Source organism: Burkholderia sp. E168m23 (assembly GCF_016586125.1).
Classification (GTDB): domain Bacteria; phylum Pseudomonadota; class Gammaproteobacteria; order Burkholderiales; family Burkholderiaceae; genus Burkholderia; species Burkholderia orbicola.
This window is the reverse complement of record NZ_BCPP01000100.1, coordinates 1-12,109: the sequence shown is the minus strand read 5'-3', so window position 1 is coordinate 12,109 and position 12,109 is coordinate 1. Positions and strand designations below refer to the sequence as shown.

The window sequence follows — 12,109 nt, the reverse complement described above, 5'->3', positions numbered from 1 at the left end:
ACTTCTTCCATTCGGGCAACGCGCCCGTGCGCACCGGCAACGCGCATCCGAACATCACGCCGTACGACAGCTTTCCGACCGCGGGCGTCGACATCTTCCTGGCGGTCGGCAACAACGGGCAGTTCGCCGCGCTGTGCGACGTGCTCGGCACGCGCGACTGGCTCGACGATCCGCGTTTCGCGGACAACCGCGCGCGCAGCCAGCACCGCGCCGCGCTGCGCACGCTGCTCGAAACGGCGCTGGCCGCGCACGACGGCGCGACGCTCGCCGAACGACTGATGCGCCGCGGCGTGCCGTGCGCGCCCGTGCTCGGGCTCGATGCGGCGCTCGACCACCCGCATGTCGCGCATCGGCGGATGAAGGTCGAGCTGGGCCGGCATCGCGGCATCGCGTCGCCGATCAAGCTCGGCCGCACGCCGGCTACGTACCGGCGTCCACCGCCCGCGCTGAACGAACATGCGGCGCAGGTGTTCGCGGACGACAACGACGACAACGACAACCGCCGGACCTGACCGGCTTCGCGGCCGCCGACCGTGCCGCATTGCGGCGCCCGGCCACCCGCCGCGCACACCATCATTCGGACATCACGCCGGCCCGCGCATCGACACGCCCGTCGATGCGCACCGGCTGAAGAGGAGACGCATCATGCTCGCATGGATCGGCGCGGTCGCCATCGTCGCGCTGTTCGGCCTGATCATCACGAAGCGGTTGTCGCCGCTCGTCGCGCTGATCGTCGTGCCGGTGGCCGCGTCGCTCGCGGCCGGTTTCGGGCTTCAGACCGGCAAGTTCGTCGTGCACGGCGTACAGAACATCGGCCCGATCGCCGGGATGTTCGTTTTTGCGATTCTATTTTTCGGAATCCTCACCGACGCGGGGATGCTCGACCCGATCATCGCCGGCGTGCTGCGCGTGATCGGCTGCCATCCGCCGCGCATCGTGATGGGCTCGGCACTGCTCGCGCTGCTGATCCATCTCGACGGCTCGGGCGCCGTCACGTTTCTCGTCACGCTGCCCGCGATGATGCCGCTCTATACGCGACTCGGGATGGATCGCCGCATTCTCGCGTGCGTCGCGTCGATGGCGGCCGGCGTCAACTTCCTGCCATGGGTCGGGCCGATGCTGCGCGCGTCGGCCGCGCTGCACATTCCCGGCTCGGCGATTTTCACGCCGATGATTCCGGTGCAGATCGTCGGGCTCGCGTTCGTGTTCGGCACCGCGTACGTGCTCGGCGTGCGCGAGGCGAAACGGCTCGGGCTCGACCGCGCCGGCGCGGCCTCGCTCGCGATCGCGCCGCGCGAGCTGACCGACGCCGAACGCGCGTTGCGCCGGCCGGGACGCTTCGGGATCAACGTCGCGCTCACGCTCGTCGTGCTCGTCACGCTGGTGTCCGGCATCGTCGACCCGATGGTGATGTTCATGCTCGGCACGGTCGCCGCGCTCGTGATCAATTACCCGGACGTGCAGGCGCAGCGCGAACGGATCGACGCGCATGCTAAGGCCGCGCTGATGATGGCGAGCGTGCTGCTCGCGGCCGGCGCGTTCACCGGCATCATGTCCGGCACCGGGATGCTGAAGGCGATGGCCGAGGTCGTCGTCGCGCACGTGCCCGTCGAGCATGCGCGCCACATGCCGTTCGTGCTCGGGCTGCTGTCGATGCCGCTCAGCCTGCTGTTCGATCCCGATTCGTTCTACTTCGGCGTGCTGCCGGTGCTCGCGGAGAGCGGCAAGCTGCTCGGCGTGCCGCCGATCCAGATGGCGCAGGCCGCGCTGCTCGGCCAGATGACGACCGGTTTTCCGGTCAGCCCGCTCACGCCCGCGACGTTCCTGATCGTCGGGCTGACCGGCGTCGAGCTCGCCGAGCACCAGAAATTCACGATTCCGTTCCTGTTCGCCGCCACCGTGCTGATGGTCTTCGCCGCGGTCGCGACGGGCGTGTTTCCATTGTGAGCGGCGCGGCCGCTCACGTTTTTTCGGGAGAGCAGTCCATGCAGTTCGACCTGACCGACGACCAGCGCGCGATCGAAAGCGCGATCGAGAAAATCTGCGAGCGCTTCGGCGACGACTACTGGCTCGAACGCGATCGCGCCGGCGGATTTCCGGCCGACTTCCACGCGGCGCTCGCCGAGGCCGGCTGGCTCGGCATCGCGATGGACCCGGCCTACGGCGGAGCCGGGCTCGGGATGACCGAGGCGGCGCTGATGATGCGCACGATCAGCGCGTCGGGCGCCGGCTTGTCCGGCGCGTCGGCCGTCCACATGAACATCTTCGGGCTGAACCCGGTGCAGGTGTTCGGCAACGATGCGCAGAAGGCGCGCTTCCTGCCGCCGCTGATCGCCGGGCGCGACAAGGCGTGCTTCGCGGTGACGGAACCCGACGCCGGGCTCGACACCACGCACCTGAGCACGCAGGCGCGCCGCGACGGCGATTACTACGTGCTGAGCGGGCGCAAGATCTGGATCTCGACCGCGCAGGTGGCGAACAAGATGCTGATCATCGCGCGCACGACGCCGCTCGACCAGGTCGCGAAGCCGACCGACGGGCTGAGCCTGTTCTATACCGACCTCGACCGTTCACGCGTCGAGGTGCGCGAGATCGAGAAGATGGGCCGCAAGGCGGTCGATTCGAACATGCTCTTCATCGACAACCTGCGCGTGTCGCGCGACGACCTGATCGGCAACGAAGGCGACGGCTTCCGCTATCTGCTGCACGGGCTGAACCCCGAACGCATCCTGATCGCCGCGGAGGCGATCGGGCTCGGTCAGGCCGCGCTGCGCCGCGCGACACAGTATGCGTGCGAGCGCGTGGTGTTCGGCCGGCCGATCGGGCAGAACCAGTCGATCCAGCATCCGCTCGCGCAGGCGTGGATGCAGCTCGAGGCCGCATGGCTGATGGTGATGAAGGCCGCGACGCGCTACGACGCGGGTCAATCGTGCGGCGCGGAGGCAAACGCGGCGAAATACCTCGGCGCGGAAGCCGCGTTCCAGGCCTGCCAGACGGCGATCGCGACGCACGGCGGGATGGGGTACGCGAAGGAATATCATGTCGAGCGCTATCTGCGCGAGTGTATGATTCCGAAGCTCGCGCCCGTGAGTCCGCAACTGATCCTGTGCTACATCGCGGAGAAGGTGCTCGGGCTGCCGAAGTCGTACTGACCGTAGCGACCCGGCGGCCCGCCCGGCGCGCGGTTTCCCGTTCCGAATCAAGCGCTCGTCATGGACGTCAAACTCGTTGCCCGCACGCTCGACCTGTTCGAGCTGTTCGCCGCCGAACGGCGGCCGCTGCCGCTCACCGAACTCGCGCGCCTGCTCAACGTGCCGGCGTCGAGTTGCCTCGCGATGGCGCGCACGCTCGTGAGCCGCGGCTACCTGTACGAAGTGCGCAAGCGCGGCGGCTACTACCCGACGCGGCGCCTGCAGACGGTCGCCGCCGCGATCGACGCGACCGATCCGGTCGTCGACATCGTGCATCCGCACCTCGTCGCGCTGCGCGACGCGAGCCGCGAAACCGCCGTGCTCGGCAAGATCCAGGGTGTGTCGGTCACGTATCTCGACGTCGTCGAATCGGAGCAGGCGATCCGCTATACGCGCCAGCCGGGCGAGCTGCGCCCGCTGCACGCGAACTCGATCGGCAAGGCGATCTTCGCGGAACTCGCGAGCGAGACGCAGCAGGCGCTCGGCGCGCAACTGCCGTTCGAACGCTTCACCGATGCGACGGTGGCCGACCTGGCGGCGCTCGTCGCGCAGACCGCGCGGTTTCGCGAACTCGGCTGGGCCGAGAACTTCGGCGAGAGCGCGCCCGAGCTGTCGGCGCTCGCGGTGGCGCTGACGCTCGACGGCGACTGGTACGGGCTGTCGGTCGTCGGGCCGACCGAGCGGATTCGCCAGCATCGCGACAAGCATGCGGCGCTGCTCGTCGACGCGAAGGCACGGCTGCTGGCCGAGCACGCGCGCGGGTAGGGCAGCGGCGCGCGCCGGCATCCGCAGCGGGCCGTTCCGGCGTTCGGTCCTGCCACGCCGGAACGGCCCGCCGTACGTCACGCGCGAGCGCGTCGCAACGTCACGACTTCACCCACACGCCGCCCGCGCTCGGGTTGTCGCCCTGCGTCCACCATTTCGCGCAATACTTCGCGCCCTGGTACGTCACGCACGTGCCGCCCTGGTAGGCGGTCGTCGACGACCACGCGGGCGTGCCGCCGCCGATCGGCTTCCACACGGCCGCCTGGCCGGGCACGTCGCCCTGCGTCCACCACTGCGCCTGATACGTCGTGCCCTGGTAGGTGACCGTCGCGCCGGCCGTATAGACCTGGCCGGCCGCCCACGGTGCGCCCGGCTGCGGCGTACCGCCGTCCGAGCCGCCGCCGTAGTTCGGGTCCTGCGTGACGCCCGCGCCCCACTTGCCGTCGAGCTTCTTGAAGATCGCCGCGAACGCGTACGGCTGCTGCGCGACGCCCGAGCAGGTCGGCGACGCATACGTGCCGCCGGACGGGCACGCTTGATCGCGGCCGACCGACCAGTTGCCGAAGAACCCGTAGCCGTTCGCGATTGCCGCGTTCAGCACGGTCTGCGCATTCGCGAGCGTGAACGTTTCGCCTTGCACGTCGTTCACGCCGATCATCGGCGTGACGCCGACCATCTGCCACAGCTGCGCGTTGGTCTTCGGCTGGCCGGCCGACTTGAACGCCGTGTCCAGCTGCGAGTAGAGCGCCTGCGCAGCGCTGATCGCGGCGGCGCCCATGTCGATGTTCGCGGGGCCGTAGTCCATCGCCATCACGTTGACCGCATCGAACGTGGTCTTGTTCGCGATGGCCGCGTTGACGACGTTCACGCCGTCCTGCGTGAGCCCGGTCGGCATCGTCGGCAGCGTCAGCGTCACGTGCAGCAGCTTGCCCTTCGCCGCGTAGTCGGCCTGCAGTTGCGCGACCGCCTGGAAGTTGCGCGCGACCGCCGCCGTGTCCTGCTGCGACGCGCCCTCGATGTCGAAGTCGATATGCGTGAGGCCGTACGTGTCGATCACCGTCTGGTACGCGCTCTTCAGCGCGGGAACCGTCGAGCACGCCTGCATCAGCGGCGTGCCGTTCGCGCCGCCGAACGACACGGCGACTTCGCCGCCTTTCGCGCGGTAGCTCGCGATCGACGTCGACAGCGCGGTCAGCAGCCCGCCGCTCGCGCCGTTGCCGATCGGCTGCACGCCGCCCCACGACGGCACGCAGCCGTTGCCCGCGACCACGAACGCGAGCGTGAACTGCTGGATGCCCTGGCGCACGCCGATCTGGTCGACCAACGGTGTCGGATAGAGCGTCACGTCGACAAAGGGTGCATACACGCCGGCACCGTGCGACACGCTCGCCATCGCGAGCAGACAACCCGCGGCAAACGCTCGCGGAACGAAACGCGGCAACACATTGTTGTTCATTCTGTGTTCTCCAAGTGGAAGAGGGATACGCTGGCCTGCGTATCGCCGCCGATGGGCAGGCACCTGTCCCGTCGGCGGCGTGCCTATCTTGGAGTATTCACGTCGAATAGGGAATTTAGGGATACTTCTTTTTGTTATTCGATTCCCGATACGTAACGATCTTGCCGATTCGGTCGCGTTGCGAAACGCGGAGCGGGCACTTTTTCCGGTTGCTCGCGCCATGGCGCGCGGATGGACCGGTTCCAGCGAGCCGGTGATACACCGGCATGCCGATTGACGGCTCGCGCGCATCGCGCATTCACGTGAGCACCGCCGGATTCGATACGCGCGCCGCGGCGTTCAGCGATACCAGCGCGGCGTATAGATCCATTCGCGTGCGTTGCCGATCGAGAAGCGCCGCGTCGTCGACGAGCCGACGATCACCATCGTGCGCATGTCGACCTGCTCGCCGCGCAGCGCGCCGAGGGTCGTTGTCGAAAGCGTCGCGCCTGGCCGGCCGATGTCGCGGCCGAGCACGACCACCGTATCGGCCGCGCGATGCGCACGCACGATGTCGAGCGCACGGTCGAGCTGCCACGGCCGCGCGCGCGAAATCGGGTTGTAGAACGCCATCACGAGATCGGCTTGCGCCGCGTGTTGCAGGCGCGTCTCGATCACGTCCCACGGCTTCAGGTTGTCCGACAGCGAGATCGCGCAGAAATCGTGACCGAGCGGTGCGCCGGCCTGCGCGGCCGTGGCGAGCGACGCCGAGATGCCGGGCTCCACGCGCAGGTCGACCGCGGCCCATTGCGGGTCGCGCGCTTCGTCGAGCGCTTCGAGCACGGCCGCGGCCATCGCGAAGACGCCTGGGTCGCCCGACGATACGACCGCGACGCGCCGGCCCTCGGCCGCCAGTTCGAACGCATGGCGCGCGCGCTGCATTTCCTCGCGATTGTCGGTGCCGTGCACGCGCTGGTCCGCCCGAAACGGGCCGGCCATGTTCACGTAAGTCGTATAACCGAGGATGTCGGTCGCATCCGCGAGCGCCGCGCGCGCGGCCGGCGTGAGCCATGCGGCACCGCCCGGGCCGAGACCGAGCACCGTCAGGCGGCCGCGCGCGCGGCCGAGCGTGGCGGGGTCGACCGGCTGCGACGCGACCGCGCAAGCGAGACCGTTAGATTCTTCACGCAGCGTGTGGGTGACGCGCAATGCGCGGCCGAGCAGCGTGCTGGCGTCGGCAGGCGCGTCGGGATCGCCATCGACGAAACGCAGCGGCACGTCGAGCGTGCTCGCCGCTTCTTCCAATGCGGGTTCGCCGATCGCCGACGCCGGCGCGACGATGGCCGCGAGCGCCAGCCGTGCGAGGCCCTGTGCGTCGAGCATGGCTTCGATGCGCGTGGCAAGCGCTTCGCCTGCATGCACGGCATCCGCGGCAACACCGACCACCACGCTGCGCGGATGAATCACGAGCTCGTCGCGCGCGCCGCGCCACGCATCGGGCGTCACGCGAATCGCGTGCGCAGCCGCGGCATCACGGGGCAGCGCGACGTCGTCGAGCCACGGCGCCGCGCCGTCGACGCGCGTCGACGCGCCCGCGAGCAGGTCGGACACGAAGCGCTTGCCCTGCGCGAGATCGGCGAGCGCATAGCCTTCCGGCGGATTGAGCACGCACGCGCCGAAGCGCAGTTCGCCGCTCGTCGTGATCGCTGGCGCGACGCCGACGCATTCTGCGATTTCGCGCGCGATCACGTTGACGCCGGTCAGCCCGCCGAGCAGCGGCACGACGGCCGAGCCGTCCTCCGCGACCGCGAGCACCGGCGGCTCGACGCCCTTGTCGGCGAGCGCGGGCGCGAGGCAGCGGATCACGATGCCGGCCGCGCACAGCGCGACGATCGGCAGGCCGCGCGCATAGAGTTCGCGCAGGTGCGCGCCGAGTTCGTCGAACGGCACGTCGGCGTCGACACGGGACACGAGACCGTGCACCCGGGCGCCCGGATAACGCGCCTGGATGCGCCGCGCGGTATCGAGCGCGCCCGCGCCGAGAATCACGATCGCGGGCGGGGTCGTCATCCTTGCCATTTTCCCCCCGGCACGACGAGCAGCGAGAAATACGGCGACGCCATCGGATCGACCTCGTCGAGCGGAACGATGCGCTGGTTCGCCATCGTCGCGCGCTCGACGTACCGCGCGCGCTTCGCGAGCCCGAGTTCGTCGAGTACGCGCCGCACCTTGTCGAAATTGCGGCCGAGCTTCATCACGACGGCCGCGTCGGCCCGCGCGAGCCGCTCGCGCAGTTCATGCTCGGGCAGCACGCCCGACAGCACCGACAGGCTCTGGTTGCGATAGACGAGCGGCTGGCCGAGCACGGCCGTGCCGCCGAGCATCGCGCATACGCCCGGGATCACCTCGGTGTCGTAACGCGGCGCGAGGCGATCGTGCAGGTACATGTACGAGCCGTAGAAGAACGGATCGCCTTCGCAGATCACCGCGACGTCGCGGCCCGCATCGAGGTGCGCCGCGACGATCTCGGCCGCGGTGTCGTAGAAATCGGCGATCACCGTCTCGTAGCAGAGCGGCGGCGGCAGCGCCTCCGTCGTCACCGGGTAGACCAGCGGCAGTTGCGTCTGCCCGTCGAGCAGGTGCGCTTCGACGATGCCGTACGCGTTGCCTTTCTTGCCCTTCGCGACGAAATACGCGACCACCGGCGCCGCCTGCAGCACGCGCAGCGCCTTGATCGTCATCAGCTCGGGATCGCCGGGGCCGACGCCGACCCCGAACAGCCGTCCGCGTGCGGTCGTCATTCGACCTCCGTCGCAAGCGCATTGACCGCGGCGGCGGCCATCGCACTGCCGCCGCGCCGGCCGAGCAGCGCGACGTACGGCACGCCGCGGCTGTCGGCGTCGAGCATCGCCTTCGATTCGGCCGCGCCGATGAAGCCGACCGGGAAACCGAGGATCAGCGCGGGCCGCGGCGCGCCGGCGTCGATCATGTCGAGCAGGTGGAACAGCGCGGTCGGCGCATTGCCGATCACGACGACGCTGCCCGCGAGATGCGGGCGCCACAGTTCGAGCGCGGCGGCCGAACGCGTATTGCCGAGGTCGCGCGCGAGGTCGGGCACCTCCGGCTCGCCGAGCGTGCAGATCACGCGGTTGGCCGCCGGCAGCCGCGCACGCGTGATGCCTTCGGCGACCATCCTCGCATCGCACAGGATCGGCGCGCCGGCCGCGAGCGCCGTGCGGCCGGCCGTGCCGGCGCCGGCCGAGAAGCGCAGGTCGTACACGACGTCGACCATCCCGCACGCGTGGATCACGCGCACCGCGAGTTTCTCGAGATCGGGCGGAACCTGCGACAGGTCGGCCTCGGCGCGGATCGTCGCGAACGACTGGCGGTAGATTTCCTGCCCGTCGCGAATGTAGTCAAGCATCGGTGGTGTCCTGGCTGTGCCGCGCGTCCATGAGTCGGACCGCGGCCTGGTCAATCGTCAGATGGCGCGCGAGCGGGGCGCCGAGGCCCGCGGCCGCGTCGCGCCGGTAAAGGTCGTAGTGCGCGGGCGCCACCGCGACGAGCGTATGCGCGGCGGGATGTGGCAGCGCGCAGTGGCGCTCGCAACCGGTCAGGTGCACGTCGAGCGGATGGCCGACGCGCGCGGCGAGCGCGAGCGCATCGTGTTTCGTATCGGCGCGCGCTTTCGCGCAGCCGGCGCTGCCGGTGCAGGCGACGAGTGTCGCGAGCGGGTCGGACGCCGCGCACACGAGGCCGAGCGACGCGAGTGCTGCGCGCATCGCCGCCGTGCGTTCGTTCGGCACGCCGTGCATGAACACGCCTTGCCACGGCGTCATCGACAGCGTGCCGTCGCCGTCGGCCTCGGCCAGCGCGGCAAGCCGCTCCAGTTGCGCCGCGTCGAGCCGCCCGAGCGCGAATTGCGCGCCGACGCTGCAGCGCGCCGCGTCGCGCGACGGAGCCGCGCTGAAACGCAACGCGGGAGCGGTACGCGTGCGCCGCCAGTCGGCAAGCGCCGGATCGGCCGCGAGCGGGAAGGGCAGGTAGTGCGCGGCGCGCGCGAGCAGCGTGCGTTCGTCGCACGTCGCCAGCAACGCGCGCATCCGCGTGACGTCGGCCGGCGCGAGATCGAGGAACGCGAGCAACAGCGCGCGCACCAGTGCGGCGCCCTGTTCCGGCGACACGTCGACCGCAGCGGGCCGGTCGCCGCACGCAACCGGCGGACAGCCGGCCAGCCCCGCCGCGAGACGTACCGCGCCGTCGGCGCGGCGCCATGCGGCCAGCCAGATGTCGTGCGGATGATCGAGCGCCACGACCGCTTCGCCGCCGTCGAGCTGGATCGAGAATTTCGGCGACAGTTCACCGCGGCGCGGCTCGCTCGCCAGCATGTCGAGCAGCGGCGCGGCGAGCGCGTGGCTATCGACGAGCGCGGCGGGGTCGTGCCCGGCAAGCGGGCTCAGCAGCACGTTGCGGACGTCGTCGCTTGTCGCGAGCGCGGCCGTATCGTCGGTGACGTTGCCGGCGCTTGTGCGCGGGCCGAGCCCCGCGTCGAGCAACGCGTGCGCGAGCGCATCGGCCGCGCCGTCGCGAATGCCGCGCAACTGCAGATTCGCGCGATTGGTCGCATCGATCGCGCCGGACCCGTACAGGCGCGCGGCGGCGGCGATCGCGCGTGCCTGATGTGCATCGAGCCGGCCGCCCGGCAGCTTGATCCGGCACAGCCCCCCGTCGGCGGCCGCGACCACGCGCACGAGCCCCGGGCAGGCCGACGGGCGTACGACGGGCGACGCAGGAATCGAAGCGGGGGCGGAATTCAACGGGATACCGGGACAGTGTGTGGCGCCGCGGCCAACGCATCGGTACACCCCGCCCGACGCCGACTGGCACGCACGCACTTTCTGGCCGGCAGGTCTCCTGGCTGACAGGTCGGCGCCGGCTCCCGGCCTTCCCGGTGAAACCAGTGGCATGAGGGGGAGCTCGGCTCGCTGTCTACAGTTGCGGGGGCAGCCACAGCGGCGCGCGGGGCGCCCTGTGTTCCCTCTTCGGCCCCGAAGGGCACCGGCGAACGAACGGCCGTAGGATACCCGATTTCGGCCGCGATTCGCGAGCGGTCGGCCGTTCGCGGCGGGTGAAACGGGCAACGGTCGGACAACGATCGGGCGCGGGCGGGCCGGCAGATGAAACGCCGGGTGGAACACGGTACCATGCCGTTTTTCGCAATGCGGACGGCTGCACCGGCGCTTTCACGGCCGCGCGGCGACACGATGGAATCGAACGATGGGGAAGGGTGCATGACGGCGTGGCTGACGGTAGTGGGCATCGGCGACGACGGTTACGCGGGGCTCGGACGCCACGCGCGGCGCGCGCTGCTCGACGCGACGCACGTGGTCGGCGCGACACGGCATCTCGACATGCTGCCCGCGCGGTTGCGGGCGACGCGCGAAGCATGGCCGTCGCCGTTCGACCTGTCGGGGCTGCTCGCCCGCCGCGGCGCGCCCGTGTGCGTGCTCGCGAGCGGCGACCCGATGCTGTTCGGCGTCGGCGCGACGCTCGCCCGCCAGCTTTCTCCCGACGAATGGCGCGTGCTGCCCGCGCCGTCGTCGCTGTCGCTCGCCGCGGCGCGTCTCGGCTGGGCGCTGCAGGACGTCGGCGCGGTCTCGCTCGTCGGGCGTCCGCTCGCGACGCTGGCCCGCCATCTGCTGCCGGGCCGGCGCCTGTTCGTGCTGAGCGCCAACGGCCGCACGCCGGCCGCGGTCGCGGCCGAACTCGCCGCCCGCGGCTTCGGGCCGACGCGCGTCAGCGTGTTCGAACACCTCGGCGGCCCGCTCGAGCGACGGATCGATGGCCTCGCGCAAGACTGGCACGTCGACGAAACCGCCGCGCTCAACCTCGTCGCGCTCGATTGCCGGGCGGGCCCCGACGCGCCGCGCCGCGCGCTCACGCCCGGCCTGCCCGACGATGCGTACCGCCACGACGGCCAGCTCACCAAGCGCGACCTGCGTGCGATGACGCTCGGGCGTCTCGCGCCCGCGCCAGGCGAACTGCTGTGGGACGTCGGCGCCGGCAGCGGCTCGATCGGCATCGAATGGATGCGCGCGCATCCATCCTGCCAGGCGATCGCGATCGAAGCGCATGCGGAGCGGCAACGCTTCATCGAACACAACCGCGATACGCTCGGTGTGCCGGGCCTGCAACTCGTCGCGGGCCGTGCGCCCGATGCGCTCGCGGGGCTCGCCGCGCCTGACGCGATCTTCATCGGCGGCGGCGCGACGGCGCCCGGCGTGCTCGACGCGTGCTGGGCGTCGTTGAAACCCGGCGGCCGGCTGGTCGCCAACGCGGTCACGCTGCAGGGCGAGATGGCGCTCGCCGCGTGGCGCGACGCGCATGGCGGCACGCTCACGCGCGTGTCGTTCGCGCATGCCGAACCGCTCGGCCGCTTCGACACGTGGCGGCAGCCGTTGCCGGTCACGCTGTACGACGTGCGCAAGTCCGACACGGCAGACGCGACCGACACGGCCGGCTCGTCGAATCCGTCGAACGCAACGGACGCGTGATGCGCGACGAAACCCCCGAACAACCCGCGCCGCTGCGCTTCGGCTACACGACAGGCAGCTGCGCGACCGCGACTTCGCTTGCGGCCGCGCGGCTGCTGCTCGCGGGTCAGGCGGACGACGCGGTCGAGATCGTGCTGCCGAAGGGGCAGCGCGTGATGATGCGG

Annotated in this window: 11 protein-coding genes and 1 riboswitch; of the genes, 6 read left to right on the top strand and 5 right to left on the bottom strand. The window is 70.7% G+C overall.

From position 1 onward, the window contains the following. From JMF90_RS08095 to JMF90_RS08080, 4 genes are all read left to right on the top strand, one after another. Window positions 1-512: CoA transferase (locus tag JMF90_RS08095; protein WP_201325028.1), on the top strand; the 512-nt coding region annotated here is incomplete at its 5' end. A 133-nt stretch (window positions 513-645) separates the two neighbouring features. Beyond that, the gene (locus JMF90_RS08090; protein WP_027784442.1) at window positions 646-1,947 is read left to right on the top strand and encodes a CitMHS family transporter; all 1,302 of its coding nucleotides are present in this window, start codon (window positions 646-648) and stop codon (window positions 1,945-1,947) included. A 38-nt stretch (window positions 1,948-1,985) separates the two neighbouring features. Beyond that, window positions 1,986-3,152, top strand: coding sequence for an acyl-CoA dehydrogenase family protein (locus JMF90_RS08085; protein WP_201316934.1), 1,167 nt, complete (start codon window positions 1,986-1,988; stop codon window positions 3,150-3,152). A 60-nt stretch (window positions 3,153-3,212) separates the two neighbouring features. Further along, window positions 3,213-3,956, top strand: a complete 744-nt coding sequence (locus JMF90_RS08080) for an IclR family transcriptional regulator (RefSeq protein ID WP_027811169.1) — start codon at window positions 3,213-3,215, stop codon at window positions 3,954-3,956. A 100-nt stretch (window positions 3,957-4,056) separates the two neighbouring features. Here the strand turns inward: JMF90_RS08080 and JMF90_RS08075 are convergent, their stop codons facing one another. The 5 genes from JMF90_RS08075 to cobG all read right to left on the bottom strand — a co-directional run bounded on the left by JMF90_RS08075 (window position 4,057) and on the right by cobG (window position 10,208). Beyond that, entirely contained in the window at window positions 4,057-5,412 is a 1,356-nt protein-coding gene (locus tag JMF90_RS08075; RefSeq protein WP_054927832.1) for a chitinase, read from the bottom strand. A 339-nt stretch (window positions 5,413-5,751) separates the two neighbouring features. Next, entirely contained in the window at window positions 5,752-7,461 is a 1,710-nt protein-coding gene (gene cobJ, locus JMF90_RS08070) for a precorrin-3B C(17)-methyltransferase (RefSeq protein WP_201325027.1), read from the bottom strand. Beyond that, window positions 7,458-8,192, bottom strand: a complete 735-nt coding sequence (locus JMF90_RS08065; protein WP_201316937.1) for a precorrin-2 C(20)-methyltransferase — start codon at window positions 8,190-8,192, stop codon at window positions 7,458-7,460. The genes cobJ and JMF90_RS08065 overlap by 4 nt, the downstream gene beginning before the upstream one ends. Then, window positions 8,189-8,815, bottom strand: coding sequence for a precorrin-8X methylmutase (locus JMF90_RS08060; protein ID WP_011545408.1), 627 nt, complete (start codon window positions 8,813-8,815; stop codon window positions 8,189-8,191). The genes JMF90_RS08065 and JMF90_RS08060 overlap by 4 nt, the downstream gene beginning before the upstream one ends. Next, window positions 8,808-10,208 carry a precorrin-3B synthase gene (gene cobG / locus JMF90_RS08055; protein WP_171984274.1) on the bottom strand — a complete coding sequence of 467 codons (1,401 nt, stop codon included), beginning with the start codon at window positions 10,206-10,208 and terminating at the stop codon, window positions 8,808-8,810. Before cobG ends, JMF90_RS08060 begins: the two co-directional genes overlap by 8 nt. A 69-nt stretch (window positions 10,209-10,277) precedes the next feature. Further along, a riboswitch (cobalamin riboswitch) is annotated at window positions 10,278-10,469 on the bottom strand. Window positions 10,470-10,682: 213 nt separating this feature from the next. On the opposite strand from cobG, the gene cbiE reads away from it, so the two are divergent. Continuing rightward, window positions 10,683-11,945 carry a precorrin-6y C5,15-methyltransferase (decarboxylating) subunit CbiE gene (gene cbiE, locus JMF90_RS08050; RefSeq protein WP_201316945.1) on the top strand — a complete coding sequence of 421 codons (1,263 nt, stop codon included), beginning with the start codon at window positions 10,683-10,685 and terminating at the stop codon, window positions 11,943-11,945. Beyond that, a partial coding sequence (locus JMF90_RS08045) for a cobalt-precorrin-5B (C(1))-methyltransferase (protein WP_201325026.1) occupies window positions 11,945-12,109 on the top strand: 165 nt, incomplete at its 3' end. The genes cbiE and JMF90_RS08045, both read left to right, overlap by 1 nt.